The sequence below is a fragment of the Achromobacter sp. FW305-C-13 genome, from assembly GCF_058783475.1.
This window is the reverse complement of the sequence record NZ_JBYSYN010000001.1, coordinates 605,652-620,270: the sequence shown is the minus strand read 5'-3', so window position 1 is coordinate 620,270 and position 14,619 is coordinate 605,652. Positions and strand designations below refer to the sequence as shown.

Annotated in this window: 15 protein-coding genes; 2 read left to right on the top strand and 13 right to left on the bottom strand. The window is 65.5% G+C overall.

Annotated features, from left to right (window positions below):
- From AC3WMU_RS02930 to AC3WMU_RS02900, 7 genes are read right to left on the bottom strand one after another with little or no spacing between them, the layout of a single operon-like run.
- Positions 1-1,155, bottom strand: a complete 1,155-nt coding sequence (locus AC3WMU_RS02930; protein WP_492281781.1) for a thiolase family protein — start codon at positions 1,153-1,155, stop codon at positions 1-3.
- Positions 1,152-3,008 (bottom strand): AMP-dependent synthetase/ligase, encoded by a 1,857-nt coding sequence (locus AC3WMU_RS02925; RefSeq protein ID WP_492281780.1) that lies wholly within the window; start codon positions 3,006-3,008, stop codon positions 1,152-1,154. Before AC3WMU_RS02925 ends, AC3WMU_RS02930 begins: the two co-directional genes overlap by 4 nt.
- Positions 3,005-3,823: an ABC transporter ATP-binding protein gene (locus AC3WMU_RS02920; protein WP_454678133.1), complete on the bottom strand. Its 819-nt coding sequence runs from the start codon at positions 3,821-3,823 to the stop codon at positions 3,005-3,007. Before AC3WMU_RS02920 ends, AC3WMU_RS02925 begins: the two co-directional genes overlap by 4 nt.
- Positions 3,824-3,857: 34 nt before the next feature.
- Positions 3,858-5,036, bottom strand: coding sequence for an ABC transporter substrate-binding protein (locus AC3WMU_RS02915; protein ID WP_454677285.1), 1,179 nt, complete (start codon positions 5,034-5,036; stop codon positions 3,858-3,860).
- Between the two features lie 48 nt (positions 5,037-5,084).
- Positions 5,085-6,122, bottom strand: coding sequence for a branched-chain amino acid ABC transporter permease (locus tag AC3WMU_RS02910; RefSeq protein ID WP_088590079.1), 1,038 nt, complete (start codon positions 6,120-6,122; stop codon positions 5,085-5,087).
- A gap of 3 nt (positions 6,123-6,125) precedes the next feature.
- Positions 6,126-7,004 carry a branched-chain amino acid ABC transporter permease gene (locus AC3WMU_RS02905; protein WP_006225284.1) on the bottom strand — a complete coding sequence of 293 codons (879 nt, stop codon included), beginning with the start codon at positions 7,002-7,004 and terminating at the stop codon, positions 6,126-6,128.
- On the bottom strand, positions 7,004-7,828 hold the full coding sequence (locus AC3WMU_RS02900; protein ID WP_006225285.1) for an ABC transporter ATP-binding protein: 825 nt from the start codon (positions 7,826-7,828) through the stop codon (positions 7,004-7,006). The genes AC3WMU_RS02905 and AC3WMU_RS02900 overlap by 1 nt, the downstream gene beginning before the upstream one ends.
- Before the next feature lie 295 nt (positions 7,829-8,123).
- Between AC3WMU_RS02900 and AC3WMU_RS02895 the strand changes: the two genes are divergently transcribed.
- Positions 8,124-8,927: an enoyl-CoA hydratase/isomerase family protein gene (locus AC3WMU_RS02895; protein ID WP_280028268.1), complete on the top strand. Its 804-nt coding sequence runs from the start codon at positions 8,124-8,126 to the stop codon at positions 8,925-8,927.
- 4 nt (positions 8,928-8,931) lie between these two features.
- On the opposite strand, the gene AC3WMU_RS02890 is transcribed toward AC3WMU_RS02895, so the two are convergent.
- From AC3WMU_RS02890 to AC3WMU_RS02880, 3 genes are read right to left on the bottom strand one after another with little or no spacing between them, the layout of a single operon-like run.
- Positions 8,932-9,711 carry an enoyl-CoA hydratase/isomerase family protein gene (locus tag AC3WMU_RS02890; protein ID WP_492281779.1) on the bottom strand — a complete coding sequence of 260 codons (780 nt, stop codon included), beginning with the start codon at positions 9,709-9,711 and terminating at the stop codon, positions 8,932-8,934.
- Complete coding sequence (locus AC3WMU_RS02885) at positions 9,708-10,955, bottom strand: CaiB/BaiF CoA transferase family protein (RefSeq protein WP_492281778.1); 1,248 nt, start codon at positions 10,953-10,955, stop codon at positions 9,708-9,710. Before AC3WMU_RS02885 ends, AC3WMU_RS02890 begins: the two co-directional genes overlap by 4 nt.
- A complete protein-coding gene (locus AC3WMU_RS02880; RefSeq protein WP_006225289.1) occupies positions 10,952-11,923 on the bottom strand; it encodes a Bug family tripartite tricarboxylate transporter substrate binding protein in 972 nt (323 codons plus the stop codon). The genes AC3WMU_RS02885 and AC3WMU_RS02880 overlap by 4 nt, the downstream gene beginning before the upstream one ends.
- 124 nt (positions 11,924-12,047) lie before the next feature.
- On the opposite strand from AC3WMU_RS02880, the gene AC3WMU_RS02875 reads away from it, so the two are divergent.
- Complete coding sequence (locus tag AC3WMU_RS02875) at positions 12,048-12,983, top strand: LysR family transcriptional regulator (protein WP_424625845.1); 936 nt, start codon at positions 12,048-12,050, stop codon at positions 12,981-12,983.
- Positions 12,984-12,989: 6 nt separating this feature from the next.
- Here the strand turns inward: AC3WMU_RS02875 and AC3WMU_RS02870 are convergent, their stop codons facing one another.
- The 3 genes from AC3WMU_RS02870 to fdx form a co-directional block, all read right to left on the bottom strand.
- Positions 12,990-13,880 (bottom strand): methylglyoxal synthase, encoded by an 891-nt coding sequence (locus AC3WMU_RS02870; RefSeq protein ID WP_006225291.1) that lies wholly within the window; start codon positions 13,878-13,880, stop codon positions 12,990-12,992.
- Between the two features lie 197 nt (positions 13,881-14,077).
- Positions 14,078-14,272 (bottom strand): Fe-S cluster assembly protein IscX, encoded by a 195-nt coding sequence (gene iscX, locus AC3WMU_RS02865; RefSeq protein ID WP_006225292.1) that lies wholly within the window; start codon positions 14,270-14,272, stop codon positions 14,078-14,080.
- Positions 14,272-14,613, bottom strand: a complete 342-nt coding sequence (gene fdx, locus AC3WMU_RS02860) for an ISC system 2Fe-2S type ferredoxin (protein WP_006225293.1) — start codon at positions 14,611-14,613, stop codon at positions 14,272-14,274. Before fdx ends, iscX begins: the two co-directional genes overlap by 1 nt.
- Between the last annotated feature and the right edge of the window lie 6 nt (positions 14,614-14,619).

Below are 14,619 nucleotides of genomic sequence, written 5' to 3'. Positions count from 1 at the left end.
TCACAGCCTCTGGATGATGGTCGCCGTCGCCATGCCATGGCCGATGCACATGAGTTGCAGGCCGAACTCGCCTTCGCTTGCCTCCAGCCCAGCCAGCATCTTGGCCATCAGCCCCGCGCCGGTCGCGCCCAGCGGATGTCCGTGCGCAATCGCGCCGCCCCAAGGATTCACCCGCGAAAGCTTGGCGTCCAGTTCACGTTGCCAGGCCAGCACCACGCTGGCGAAGGCCTCGTTGATCTCGATCCAGTCGATGTCCTCGAGCGTCAGGCCCGCGCGCGCCAGCGCGAGCCGGGTGGCGGGAATCACGCCCGTCAGCTGCATCACGGGATCCGACCCGACCACCACCCGCGCCAGGAAACGCGCACGCGGCCGCAAGCCGTCGGCCAGCGCGGTGTCGCGGTCGGCCAGCAAGACCGCCGCCGCGCCGTCCGCCAATTGGCTGGCATTGGCGGCGGTCACGCCGCCTTGTCCCGGGGCACGCATCGCAGGCGCCATGGCCGCCATGCGGGCTGGGTCGGTCGCCTCGCGGATACCTTCATCCCGATCCCCGCCCCCTTGCGGACCCGGCAGCAATTCCGCATGCCGGCCCGCCTTCGCAGCCGCCCAGGCGCGCGCATGGCTTTCCCGCGCCCACTCGTCCATCGCCGCCTGCGATAGCTGCCAATGGTCGGCAATGCGCTCCGCGCTTTCGATCTGATGGATGAGCGGATAGCGCTCCAGCAACGCCGGGTTCAGCGATTCAAAACCGCGGAACTCGCCCTGCCCCAATGTCACATCCAGGAACATGGGCACCCGGCTCATGCTCTCCACGCCGCCGGCCACCACATACCGCATGTCGCCTGCGGCAATGGCCTGCGCACCGAAATGCACCGCCTGCTGGCTGGACCCGCACATGCGGTTCAGGGCCACGCCCGGCACGCTTTCCGGCAAGCCCGCCAGCATCGCCGCCAGGCGACCGATGTTGGCCCCCTGCTCGCCCGCCTGGCTGACGCAGCCGGCGATCAGATCCTCGACCTGGGCGCCCGGCAGTCCGGCGCGCGCAAGCAGCCCCTGCACCGTCTGGGCCAGCAACGTATCCGGGCGCGTGTCGGCCCACCACCCGCCGCGGCGGCCGAAGGGCGTTCGCACCGCTTCCACGATCACGGCTTCGTTCATGCCAGCGTCTCCTCAACGTACAGCGTTTCGATTTCGTTCGCGTAGGTGCGGTAGATGCTGGCGCGCCTGACCTTCATCGTCGCCGTCACCTCGCCGTCGTCGTGGTCCAGTTCCTTGGTCAGCAGATGAAAACGCTTGATCTGCGCCACGGGCGCCAGGCCCGCATTGGCGCGCGACACCTCCTGCTGGACCAGCTCGCGCACCTGCTCGCATTCGGCCAGCGACCGGAAATGCGTAAACGCGATGCGGCGCGATTCCGCCCACTTGCCCACGGTGTCGAACTCCAGCTGGATCAGCGCCGACACGTACTTGCGCCCATCGGCGATCACGATGCACTCTTTCACGTAGGGGCTGCCCTTGACCGCGTTCTCGATCTCGGACGGCGTCAGGTTCTTGCCCCCTGCGGTGATCATGATGTCCTTCAAGCGGTCGACGATACGGACGCGGCCGTCCTGCTCGGCCACGACGTCGCCCGTATGCAGCCAGCCGTCGCGCACGGTGTCGGCGGTCGCCTCGGCGTGCTTGTAGTAGCCCTGGAACACCATGTCACCGCGCACCAGCAGTTCGCCGGCATCCCCCAACTTCCAGTCCACGCCCAGGATCGGTTCGCCCACCGTCCCGACTGTCACGCGGTCGGGATGCTGGCCGAAGATCATGCCGGCCGACTCCGTCAGCCCATAGACCTCCAGCAGCGGCACGCCCAGATTGCGGAAGTAGCGCACGACGTCCGGCGGAATCGGCGCCGCGCCCGTCATCGCCACCCGCACGCGCCGCAAGCCGATAAAGTTCTGCAAGGCGCGCAACACCAGCCAGTACCACAGTGCATGCGTCAGGCGTTCACGCGCGGTGTACTGCGCGGGCGACTTCTCCAGGAACGGCGCGCACGCCGCCAACGCCCGGCGGTACAGCCATTGCTGCAGGCGCCCGGCTTCCTGCATCTTGATCGATATCGACGCGTGCAGCTTTTCCCAGATGCGCGGCACGCCCAGGAAAATCGTCGGCGCCACTTCGCGCAGGTCTTCCTGCACCGTGCGGATGGATTCGCCGAAGTTCACCTGGGAGCCCAGGTAAAGCGGCACGAAGGTCGACAGCATCTGCTCGGCCACATGGCACAGCGGCAGATAAGACAGGTGCACGCTGCGGGCATCCATAGCCAACCGTTCCGCGATGCCCGGCGCCACGCCGCGCATGTTGCGGTAGCTGAGCATCGCCCCCTTGGGCTTGCCGGTGGAGCCCGACGTATAGATCATCAGGCCCGTATCGTCCAGCGACTGCGCATCCAGCGCCGTGTTCAAGGCCGCCAGCTCGGCGGCCTCCCGCCCCGCGCCATCCGCCTCGACCTCGGCGAACGTCACGATGCGCCCGCGCTCGGCGGGTGCGTAGGAGCGCAGGCCCTTGGTTTCCATCATGACAATGCGCCGCAGCAACGGCAGGCGGCTGGCCACTTGCAGCACCTTGTCGGTCTGCTCCTGGTCTTCGCACACCACCAGTTCCACGTCCGCATGCTCCAGCACGTAGCCCATCTCTGCGGCCGGGCTGGTCGAATACACGCCCACCGCTACCCCGCCGACGGCGCCCGCGCCCAGCTGCGTCAGCAACCATTCCACGCGATTCTCGGACACGATGGCCACCCGCCCGCCCCGGCTCAAGCCCAGCGCCCGCAAGCCCAGCCCGACGCGGCAGGCGCGCTGCCAATAGTCCGCCCAGGTCAGCGGCTTCCAGATGCCGAAATCCTTTTGCCGGATGGCGATGGCCGATGGCTGGCGCCGCGCCTGCTCGCGCAGCATCTGCGGCAAGGTTAGTTCGGGCCACACGGCCGTATCGAGAGAGGCGATCACGGTCTTGTCCTTCATGACAGCCAGCGCTTGCGCCGCTTGTAGTGCTTGATGTCGCGAAACCCGCGGGTCTCGCCCGTGCCACCGACGCCTAGATAGAATTCGCGCACGTCCGGATCCGCCGCCAGCTTGTCGGCGGTGCCGTCGATCACCACCTTGCCCGTCTCCATGATGTAGCCGTAATGCGCGACGGCCAGCGCCACGGACGCGTTCTGTTCCACCAGCAGCATTGACACGCCCTGCTCGGCGTTGATGCGGGCGATGATGGAAAAGATGTTCTCCACCAGCATCGGCGACAAGCCCAGCGACGGCTCGTCCAGCAGCATCAGCCTGGGCTGCGCGATCAGCGCGCGGCCGATGGCCAGCATCTGCTGTTCGCCCCCTGACAGATAACCTGCCAGGCCGCGGCGGCGTTCGAACAGGCGCGGAAAATACCCGTAGACCAGGTCGAAATCCACCCGCGCGCCCGGCCTGCCGGTCAACGCATAGGTCGCCGCCACCAGGTTCTCTTCCACGGTCAGGTCCTCGAACACCCGGCGTCCTTCCATCACGTGGGCCAGCCCCGACCGCACCAGGTTCTGCGGCTTGGCGCCCGCCGTATCGCCCCCGTTGAAGACGATGTGCCCGCGCACCAGCGCGCCGTCCTCAAGGTCCAGCAGCCCCGACACCGCCTTGAGCGTCGTGGACTTGCCGGCGCCGTTGCTGCCCAAAAGCGCCACGATGCTGCCGGCGGGCACCGACAGGGACAGGCCGCGCAACACCTGCACCGCCTTGTTGTAGACGACTTCGATATTGTTGATGTCCAGCACCACCGCAGGCGGCGCCGTCGTCATGGCTTGCGCGTCAAGTCCCGGGTTCACGGTCGCCTCACTTCAGCACGATCCAATCGGACGCGGGCACCATCTGCTTCTGCTTCACATCGGCGCGATAGATCCGGCCCACCGGAATGGAATTGCCCTTGATCGAGATCGGCACGCCGATCAGGCCGCCCGTATCGAAGTCCTTGATGCCGTCCAGCGCAGCCTTCATGTTGGCGCTGGTCAGCTCCTTGCCGGCATCCAACGTGCGCTTGGCTACTTCCGTGAACAGCATGGCCGCCAGGAAGCCCTGCATGTAGCCGGTGCTCTGGTACTGCGGACGCATTTCGCGGATCTTCTTGAGCATCGGCGCATCGCCTTCCGTGTCGTAGTAGTAGCGATACGGCATCACGCCCATGAAGCCCTCGGCGTCCTCGCCCATCTGCATCACGGTGGAATTGTCCATGGTCCAGAACGTGCCCATGTAGCGGGTCTTCAGCCCCATGCGCTTGCCCTGCCCCACGAATTCCGGAATGGGCGCCAGCACGTACCCGTGGAAGATCGTGAAATCGGGATCGGCGCGGCGCAGCTTGATGACCTCGGTCGAGACGTCCACACTGCCCGGCGGCGTCATGATCTCGGTGGCCACCTTCAGCCCCAGTTTTTCAGCGACGGCCCGCGAACTGGCGATCGGGTCGCGGCCGAACTCCGTATCGGAATACACGAACGCCACTTTCGCGCCGGGCTGCTCCTTGGCGATGTAGCGCAGCAGGATGCCGAACATCTCGGTGTAGTCAGGTCCCAGCATGAACTGGGCGGGATACTTGGCCGGATCGTTCAGCTCGGTGGCAAACGACGCGCCCGTCATCAGGATGTCGCCCGTGCGGTTCAGCTCGGCGTTGATGGTCTTGGAGAAGCCCGTCGAATCGCCGTAGTAAAAATTCACCTTGTTCTGGCTGGTGATCTTCTTGAACGCCGCCACCGACGCATCCACCTTGTACGCCGTGTCTTCCGGCACATAGCGCAACTTGCGTCCCTTCACGCCGCCCTGGTCGTTGACGATCTTCACGTAGTCGGTAATGCCCGCATGGATGCCTTGCCCGGCGAAGGCGAACACCCCGCTCAACGGGATCGACCCGCCCAGCACCAGATCGTCCGCCGCCTGCGCCACGGGCGCCGCCAAAGCCACCGCCAGGCCCAACGGGGCCAACAACCTCGATAAACCGCTGCCTAACCGGATGCGCTTCATGGTGTGTCTCCTTGGGTCTTATGGGTCATGCAAACGGCCAGTCGGCGCTCAGGTCCGGAATGGCCACAGGTGGAAGAAGCGACGCACGCGCCGCCAGATTTCCGCGAGCCCGTGGGGCTCGAAGATCAGAAAGCCCACAATCAGCAGGCCGAAGACGATCGTGCGCACGGGCGACACCAGCCGCAGCGCGTCGCCGCCCACCGGCAGCCAGCCCACGATCAGCTTGAGCAGTTCGGGCACCATCGTCATGAAGACGGCGCCCAGGATGGAACCCAGGATCGAGCCCATGCCGCCCACGATGATGGCGGCCAGGAAGAAGATCGACATGATCAGCGGGAAACTCTCGGGTGTCACCACGCGAAAGAAGTAGGCCCACAGGCCGCCCGCCACGCCCGCGTAGAACGACGACAGGCCGAAAGACAGCAGCTTGTAGCGCAACAGCCGGATGCCCAGCACCTCGGCCGAGATGTCGCGGTCGCGGATGGCGATGAAGGCCCGGCCGATGCGCGTGCGAAACAAGTTCGCCGCGCCCAGCACCATCAGCACCGTCACGGGCACGATCAACCAATAGATCTTGAACGAGGTATCCAGGTCCACGCCCAGCAGGCGCGCAGGCGGCACCTGCAAGCCGCTGGTGCCGCCTGTGAACTGCCAGTTCGCAAAAATGAAGTGGGCAATGAACGACGCCGCGATCGTGGCGATCGCCAGGTACAGCCCCTTTACGCGCAATGAAGGAATGCCCACCAGCAAGCCGCCCAGCATCGCCACCACGCCGCCGCCCAGCAGGTTGACCAGCACTGGCGTGCCCAGTCGCAGCTCCATGACGGCCACCGTATACGCGCCCAGCCCCATGAAGGCGGCCTGCCCCAGGCTGACCAGCCCGGTATAGCCCGTCAGGATGTTCAAGCCCGTCGCGCTGGCGACATTGATGGCCACCAGGCAGGCCAGGTACAGCCAATAGGCGTCGGCCACGAACGGGAACAGGACCAGCGAGGCCGCCAGCAACGCCAGCCACACATGCTGGGTGCGCGTGTCGAACAGGGACTCGTCGGCCAGGTAGGTCTGCTTCGCAGTCGCGATGCGCATAGGTCAGAGCCTCTCGATTTCACGGGTGCCGAACAGGCCGTACGGCCTGACCATCAGCACCACGACCAGCACGATGAAAGTAGCCAGCAGCTTGTACTCGCCCCCCAGATAGGCGCCCGCCCAGGCCTCCAGCAATCCGATGAACACGCCGCCGACCAGGGCGCCGGCCACGCTGTCCAGTCCGCCCACGATCACCACCACCAGCACCGACAGGCCAAAGACGCCCATCGACGAGGAAATGCCCCCGATGGCGCCCACGATCACGCCCGACACCGCCGCCAGCGCGCCCGCCGCCACCCAGGCCAGTGAAAACACGCGCGGCACGTTGATGCCCATCGCATAGGCGGCGCCCTGGTCCGACGCCGTGGCGCGCAAGGCCACCCCGCCACGCCAGTAGCGAAACACCACCAGCACCAGCAAGGCCAGCACCACGGCCACCCAGAACCCGTAGAACACCTTGGGCGCCACGAACGCCTCGCCCACCATCACCGGCGCGCGCGGCATGAACTCCGGCAAGCGCCGCTGGTCGGCGGTCCAGATCAGTTCCACCGCGCCGACCAGGATCGACGCCAGCCCCACCGTCACCATGAACACCGATATCGGGGCCTCGCCCAGCATGGGCCGTATCGTCAGCCGTTCGACCAGCGCGCCCAAGGCGCCCGACACCACCACGGCGCCTACGATCGCCAGCCAGATCGGCCACTCCATGCCCGTCGCAAACGCATAGAACACGTAGGCGCCCAGCATCAGGAATTCGCCGATGGCGATGTTCACGACCCGCGTCGCCTTGTAGACGATCACGAAGGCCAGCGCCGCCAGCGCATACAGCCCGCCGCTGCCCAGTCCCGCCAGCGTGACTTCCAGGAAGAACAGCATGTCCATCAGGCCGCCTCCCGCAAGCGGCGGCGCAGGTCGCCAACATCGCCCGCCCCCAGATACGCCTTGATGACTTCGGGATTGGCCTGCACCTCGCCAGGCGTGCCGTCCGCGATCACCTGCCCGAAGTTCAGCACCACTACGTGGTCCGACAAATCCATGACCATGCCCATGTCGTGCTCCACCATCAGCACGGTCACGCCCCACTCGGACCGCGCATCCAGGATGAAGCGCGCCATGTCGTCCGTCTCTTCGCGGTTCATGCCTGCCACGGGCTCGTCCAGCATCAGCACCTTGGGGTTCATGGCAAGCGCACGCGCCAGTTCCACGCGTTTTTGCAGGCCGTAGGACAAGGCCGACACCGGTGCATGGCGGATGTGGTCGATCTCCAGGAAGTCGATGATGCGTTCTTCGATGTCGGCCCGCAGAGCCATCTCTTCACGGCGTGCGCGGCCCAGGTAGAACAAGGCGTCCAGCACATTGGTACGCAAGTGCGCATGGCGGCCCAGCTTGATGTTGTCCAGCACCGTCATGCCGCGGAACAGCGCGATGTTCTGGAAACTGCGCGCCAGCCCCAGCTTGGCGCGCTCGGGCGCGGCCACGCGCGTGATGTCGCGGCCTTCGAACCGGACTTGTCCGGCGGCTGGTTTGTAGAACCCGGAAATGGTATTGAACAGCGAGGTCTTGCCGGCGCCGTTGGGGCCGATGACCGTGGTGATGGAACCCGGCGCCACGCGAAAGCCCACGCCGGTCAATGCCTTGACCCCGCCGAACGCCAAGGTAACCCCATCCACCTCCAGCAAGGGAGGTTGCTCGGACTGATCCACCATTTGTCTCCTCGCTTTTTTGATCGCGAAGTTCTTGCCGCCTTGGGCGGACATTTTTTAAGGCGATGAATCAGGCGACCCGCGAGCCAGGAGATGCAACGAACCTGTCTTTACCTACGCCAGACCAGCGCCGGAAAATCGTTCAATGCGGTAGTGCTCCACACAGTGCTTCTGTGCCATGCAGCGATGCGTTACGCTAAGCGTGCTTAAAACAAAACCAAGCAAGCGCTCGGTTCAGACCATAGCATCGCGGTTTTTGGATCGACAGTTGGTACTTACCCGATAACGGAGACACGCCATGACCCAAGGACTTCCGACGTTCAAAACGGTGCTGCTTGAAGCCGAAGACACCCTCGCCACCCTGACGCTGAACCGTCCCGATGCGCTGAACGCCATCGACGTTGCCATGGCGCGAGACTTACAGCAAGCCGCCCAATGGCTGGAGACGCGCCGCGAAATCCGTGTCGTGCGCCTGCGCGCGGCGGGCAAGGCGTTTTGCGCGGGCGGCGATATCAGCATGTTCACCGGCGACGCTGCTCAGGTGCGCAACACGCTGCAGGACCTCTTCACGCCGCTCAATGATTTCATCTCCCGCATCGGGCGCATGGACAAGGTCTGGCTGGCGCAGGCGCATGGCGTGGCGGCCGGCGCCGGCCTGTCGCTGCTGCTGGCCTGCGACCTCGCCATCGCCGACGCGGGCACCCGTTTCATGACCGCCTACTTGAAACTGGGCGCCACGCCCGACGCGGGCATGACGCACGGCCTGACGCGCGTACTAGGTTCCCGGCGCGCGCTGGACCTGCTGCTGCGCCACGACGCCTTCACCGCCAGCGATGCGCTGGCCTGGGGCATCCTCACCCGCGTCGCGCCCGCCGGTGAGCTGGACACTGCAGCCAAGGCCTACGCCGAAGCGCTTGCGCGCCACGCGCCGCACGGCATCGCAGGCGCGAAGGACCTGCTGCGGTCGGCCGAGCATGCCTCGCTGGAAACCCAACTGGCGGAAGAGACGGCGCGCTTCCTGGATTCGGCCTCGCGCGCCGACTTCGCCGAAGGCGTGCAGGCGTTTCTCGAAAAGCGCGCGCCCGATTTCAAGGGCGAATGACGGATCACGCCTGCGGGTCGCGCCAGATCGGCGCGCGCTTTTCCACGAAGGCGGCCAGGCCTTCGGCGGCGTCAGGCGTCGCCGCTGCATTGCAGAAGACCTCGACCGCCGTCGCCAGTTTGCGGCGGTAGTCGTTATCGTTGGCGAACACGAAAGCACGCCGGCCCATCGCCAACACCTGCGGCGGCTTGCACGCCAGGGATTGCGCCAGCGTGCGCGCCGCGTACAGCAATTGCGCTTCCTGTTCCACGTGCGTCACCAGGCCCGATGCGTGCGCTTCATGCGCGCTGAACGTCCTGCCTGTAAACAGCAGATCAAACGCCCGGTGCTTGCCCACGATGGCGGGCAGGTGCGCGTAGTGGATCGCCGGCAGCACCCCCACATCGATTTCGGGGTAGCCGAAGGTTGCCGTGTCCGCGGCAACGATCATGTCGCTGGAAATGGCCACCGTCATGCCCCCGCCCCGCACCGCGCCCGACACTACGGAGATCGACGGCTTGGTCAAATTGAACTGGGCGTCGTACAGCTTGATGTACAGCCGGGTCAAGAGCGCATGGACCTGCACGGGTGTACTCGCCAGCAGCTTTTTCATATCGAGCCCCGCGCAGAACCTGCCGGGCAGGTCGCTGGCCAGCAACACGACCCTCACGTAAGCGTCGGCGTTGGCACGCTCAAGCGCGGCGATCAGCGCGTCCAGCATGTCCACATCCAGCGCATTGACGGGCGCGTGGCACAGATGAATCTCCGCGACCCGGTCGCGGACTTCGTAGCGCAGGTAGGTCATGATGGTTCTCCAGCTTCCGAACATTGCGTCGCCGCCTGCACGCTGCCTGCGGCAAGCATCGCCTCGATCTCCCCGGACGTGTAGCCCAGGTCCGCCAGGATCTCCCGGCTGTGTTCGCCCAGCAGCGGCGCCGGCCGCGCGGCCTGCCTTGGCTGCCCGTTGAACCGCACAGGCAAGCCGATATTGCGCACCTCGCCCAGTACCGGGTGCTGGGTCGTCACGATCAACTCGCGCGCCGCAACCTGTGGATGCGCCAGCGCCTGATCCAAGGTATGGATAGCCGAGCACGCGATCCCCGCGGGCTTCAATGCCGCCAGCCATTGCGCCACGGTGCGCGTCTGGATACGCGCCTGCACCAGCGTCACGGTCGCGTCGAAGTTGCGCACCCGCGCCGCATTGCTTGCGAATTCCGGCGCGTCAACGTAATCCTGCAAGCCCGCCACGGCGCAAAAGCGCTGCCATTGCGCATCATTGCCAACGCCCAGCATCAGGTCGCCATCCGCCGCCCTGAACGCTTGATACGGGCACATCGCGGGATGGCCCGTTCCCATCCGCTGCGGAATCCTACCGGTGCGCCAGTAGTTCTGCGCCATGTACGACATCAAGCCCAGGGAGGTATCCAGCAGCGACACGTCCAGATACTGGCCGACACCCGTCTGGCTGCGCGCAAGCAGCGCCGCCAGGATGCCGCTTAGTGCGAAAGAGCCCGTGCCCAAGTCCACGGGCGAGAAGCTGGCACGCGCATAACTTCCACCCGGCTCGCCCATGGTGCTGATCATGCCGCTGAAGGCTTGCAGCATCACGTCATAACCGGGCTCTTCGCCCATCGGACCCTCACGCCCATACCCCGAAATTTCGCAGTAGATCAGCTTCGGGTTCAGGCGGCTCAGGGTGTCGTAGTCCACGCCCAGGCGCGCGGCGGTCTTGCCGCCGAAGCCCTGCAGCACCACGTCCGCCTGCTCGGCCAGCCGGTGCACCACCGCCCTGCCCGCGTCGGTCTTCAAGTCCACGGCCAGGCTGCGCTTGTTGTGGTTCACCGCCAGAAACGTCGCCGATTGCCCTGCGTCCTGCGGCAGCCAGGCGCGGGTGTCGTCGCCCGTGCCCACGGGCTCGACCTTGATCACCCGGGCGCCCAGCTCGCCCAGATACTGGCCGCAAAGCGGTCCGGCAAGCACCTTGCTCAAATCCAGGACGACGATGTCCTTCAGCGGCGCCATACGTGCAGAGGTGGGCAGGTTCATCATTCGGCCTTCAGCCCCACGGCGTTGGCGGCGTCGGTCCATTGGGCCGTTTCGCGCTTGAAAAAGGCGTCCAGGTCAGCCGGCGCCACGGGCAAGGCTTCCGCGCCGCGCTCTTGCATGGCCTTGCGGTACGCGTCGCTTGCCACGACGTTCGCCACGGCGCCGCGCAACTTCGTCACGACCTCAGGCGGCGTGCCTGCCGGCACCTGCAGCGCAAACCAGAACTTCAGGTCCAGGCTGCCATAACCGGCTTCCTTCAGCGTCGGCACGTCGGGCAACATCGGCGAACGCTGGGCCGAGGTGATCGCCAGCGCCTTGAGCCTGCCGGCCTGGACCTGCCCGATGCTGGTCGACATGCTGTCGAACAGGAAATCGATCTGCCCGCCGATCACATCGGTCACGGCGTTCGCGCTGCCCTTGTAGGCCACGCCTACCGCCTGGAACTTGGCGGCCTTTTGCAACAGCGCGCCGTACACATGTGGCGAACTTCCCGGCCCGAAGGTGGCGTAGCTCAGCCCGTTAGACGTCGCCCGGCCGCGCTCAACCAGCTCGTCCAGCGTCTTCACCGGCGTCCGCTCGGGGTTGACGACCAACAGATTGGGCATGGCGCCGGTGATGCCCACCGGCACGTAATCCTGCAACGGATGCATCTTCGCGCTGGGATACATCAGCGGATTGATCGCCTGCATCCCCACCGTGTTGTGCATCAGCGTGTAGCCGTCTGCCGGCCCATTCAGCACGCTTTGATAGCCGACGTTGCCGCTTGCCCCGGGCTTGTTCTGCACGATGACCTGCTGCCCCAGTTCCCGCGAGAGCGGCTCCGCCACCAGTCGGGCGATGAAATCGGTCGGGCCGCCGGCCGAGAACGGCACCAGCAGCGTAATGGGTTTCGAGGGCCAGGTATCCGCAACGGCCGGCGAGGCCAGAACGGTTGCCGCAAGCGCGGCAGCCAGTGCTTTCATGAGCGCCATGATGTCTCCGTATGTTTTTCGATGGTGGCGCTGCATTATGCGAAGCGGAAAGATATACGAGAAATACCGTTTTTATATGCGGCCCATAATAAAATTATGATATCTACCTTCGTCGAGTGCCTTCATGTCGATGTCGATTCGCGCTATGCAGTGCTTTGTCGCCGTGGTTTCCGCAGGCTCGATCAGCCGCGCCGCGGCCGCGCTCCATGTCGCCCAGCCCGCGTTGAGCCTGTTGATTCGCAACCTGGAGGAAGACCTGGGCGTGGTGCTGCTGCACCGCAGTGCGCGCGGCGTCGCCCCCACCACCGCCGGCACGCGCCTGCTTGCGCACGCACGCGAGATCCTGGGCCGTATCGATGCGGCCCGCGCCGATGTGCGTGAAGACCTGACCGCCCCGCGCGGCACGGTGTCGCTGGCAATGTCGATGTCCATGGCAAAGCTGGTCGCCGTGCCATTACTGCGCTTCAGCCTTGCGCACTGGCCCGGCGTGTATCTCAAGATCATCGAGTCCAGCACCGGCTACATCCCGGGCTTCGTCAGTTCGGGGCATGCCGACCTGGGCCTGACGTTCAGCGACGACGCCGCGGTCGACCTGCGCTTTCAGCATTTGATCGACGAGGAACTGGTGGTGGTGTCCCCGCCTCCGCCCCGGACCAGGGCGAAGCCGCGCGCGGTCGAACTCGACGCCTTGCCCACGATGGGGCTGCAGGCGCTTGCCGAATTACCGCTGGTGCTGCCCGGCAATCCGCACAGCCTGCGCAGGCTGCTGGACCACTATCAGCAACAGGAGCACGCGGCCTTCCGCGTCATCGCCGAAGCCAACGCGATCCCGCAATTGATAGAACTGGTTCAGGCGGGCCTGGCGCACACGATCCTGTCGTATGAAGCCGTGCGGGTAGAGGCGATGCGCGGGGATGTGGTGCTCCATCGCATCAAGAAGCCGCGCATGACCCGGCCGGTCTATCTTTGCCGCTCGGACGTCTTGCCGCTATCGATGGCGGCCTCGGCCGTGGCCGATCAGGTCAGCCGGATCATCGTCGATGGCCGGCCGCCTGCTTGACGGCGGTCAGATGAGGCCGGCGCGCTTTTCCACCGCCTGCGCCCAACGCCGCGCCACGGTCGGCGAGGTAGCGCAGGTCGCCGATTCCGTCACCACGCGCACCGCTCGTTCCAGCAGCTGGATGTCCGCCTCGTGCTGGCGCGCCACGTGCGGGTCTTCGAAGAAGATCACGCGCTGGCATTGATGTTCCAGCACCAGCTCCGCGATCTGCGCGTCGCCGCCCAGCGGCCCGCTCAGGTAGCGGTGCACCCAAGGGGTGTCTTTGGGCCAGCCGCGCGACCACGCCAATTCGTTCAGGCGACCGCCGGTCGTGCCTGTAGCCACCCGCCGCGCAAACTGCGACAGCACGTCGAAATGCTCGCTGGCGAACGCCACCATCTCGTCTTTCAACGCATCGTGGGCGATCATCGCCAAGGTCTGGCCCGTGAAGTTGAACAGGCGCGAGGCCGACACGTCCGGCGCCAACCCGGCGTGCACGCGTTCGACCTCCATCCATTCAATCGCCCCGGCCAAGGTCGAAATGAACGGCCGGCCATGCGTGATGCATTGGCGCTTCAACGCCAACGCCTCGGGGAAAATCGAAGACGGGTCCACCGGGTCGATCAGATAGATCGCGCCATCGAACGGCGCCTGCCCGTCTCGGCCCTCAGTCACGCGAGCCACCAGCTTCATCAAGCCACCCTCGCGCCCGTACGGGTACCGGATCAAGCCGCTGTAGCCCTGTAGCATGCCTTCGCGCACGATCGCATCATGCGTGCGGCCGACGGTGTGCAGTTGCACGCCCAGCTCCCGTATCGTGGATGAACATGCGCGCAGCCAGGTAAACAAGGCGGCATCGGGGCTTTCGTGGTGCAATCGATTGGCGGCCAGGCCAAAACGCAATTGGGCAGCGGGCATCGGTAGACTCAAGCTAAAGGGATCAACGAGCAGAGGCTTGATGATACCGTGGTCGCCATGACCGCGGCTCGCCAGAATGGAGAGGCCCCCACGCTGCGCACGCTTCGCGTGCTTGCTGCCCCCCGAGGGGGCGTTTTTCCTTGGGGCGGCCCGGCGGAAAAAAAAACGCTCCCAGAGGGAGCGTTCGGTAGCGTCGGTCAGTCCGCTTCGTCGATCCAGGCCATCTGGATGGCCTCCAGGATCTTCTCGCCGCAATGGGCGGGGTCGTCGCTGAATTCCGGCAAGGCCATGACCCATTCACGCAGTTGCGTAAAACGCAGCGTCTTGGGGTCTACGTCCGGGTGCGCGTCGACCAGCGCGGCGGCAATGTCGTAGGTGTCGGTCCACTTCATCAATGGCCCTCTTTGGCGTGGTTGATGGTGTACTTGGGAATCTCGACCGTCAGGTCGGTATCGGTCACCAACGCCTGGCACGACAGGCGCGACGTCGGGGTCAGGCCCCAGGCCTTGTCCAGCAAGTCCTCTTCGTCGTCCGTCGCGTCTTCCAGCGCGGAATAACCTTGCTTGATCACCACGTGACAGGTCGTGCACGCGCACGACAGCTCGCATGCATGTTCGATGTCGATGTGGTTGTCCAGCAGGACACGGCAAATCGACACGCCCTTGGGCGCGTCTTCGATCACGGCGCCCTCGGGGCAGTAATCGGGATGAGGCAATACAGTCAGTTTCGGCATACGTCT

Coding starts and splice junctions, on each gene's coding strand:
- AC3WMU_RS02875 (WP_424625845.1), top strand. CDS start 12,048: ATGTCGATGTCGATTCGCGCTATGCAGTGCTTTGTCGCCGTGGTTTCC.
- AC3WMU_RS02895 (WP_280028268.1), top strand. CDS start 8,124: ATGACCCAAGGACTTCCGACGTTCAAAACGGTGCTGCTTGAAGCCGAA.
- AC3WMU_RS02900 (WP_006225285.1), bottom strand. CDS start 7,828: ATGGTGGATCAGTCCGAGCAACCTCCCTTGCTGGAGGTGGATGGGGTT.
- AC3WMU_RS02930 (WP_492281781.1), bottom strand. CDS start 1,155: ATGAACGAAGCCGTGATCGTGGAAGCGGTGCGAACGCCCTTCGGCCGC.
- iscX (WP_006225292.1), bottom strand. CDS start 14,272: ATGAAGTGGACCGACACCTACGACATTGCCGCCGCGCTGGTCGACGCG.
- AC3WMU_RS02905 (WP_006225284.1), bottom strand. CDS start 7,004: ATGGACATGCTGTTCTTCCTGGAAGTCACGCTGGCGGGACTGGGCAGC.
- AC3WMU_RS02890 (WP_492281779.1), bottom strand. CDS start 9,711: ATGACCTACCTGCGCTACGAAGTCCGCGACCGGGTCGCGGAGATTCAT.
- AC3WMU_RS02880 (WP_006225289.1), bottom strand. CDS start 11,923: ATGGCGCTCATGAAAGCACTGGCTGCCGCGCTTGCGGCAACCGTTCTG.
- AC3WMU_RS02870 (WP_006225291.1), bottom strand. CDS start 13,880: ATGCCCGCTGCCCAATTGCGTTTTGGCCTGGCCGCCAATCGATTGCAC.
- AC3WMU_RS02885 (WP_492281778.1), bottom strand. CDS start 10,955: ATGATGAACCTGCCCACCTCTGCACGTATGGCGCCGCTGAAGGACATC.
- AC3WMU_RS02920 (WP_454678133.1), bottom strand. CDS start 3,823: ATGACGACGGCGCCGCCTGCGGTGGTGCTGGACATCAACAATATCGAA.
- AC3WMU_RS02925 (WP_492281780.1), bottom strand. CDS start 3,008: ATGAAGGACAAGACCGTGATCGCCTCTCTCGATACGGCCGTGTGGCCC.
- AC3WMU_RS02915 (WP_454677285.1), bottom strand. CDS start 5,036: ATGAAGCGCATCCGGTTAGGCAGCGGTTTATCGAGGTTGTTGGCCCCG.
- fdx (WP_006225293.1), bottom strand. CDS start 14,613: ATGCCGAAACTGACTGTATTGCCTCATCCCGATTACTGCCCCGAGGGC.
- AC3WMU_RS02910 (WP_088590079.1), bottom strand. CDS start 6,122: ATGCGCATCGCGACTGCGAAGCAGACCTACCTGGCCGACGAGTCCCTG.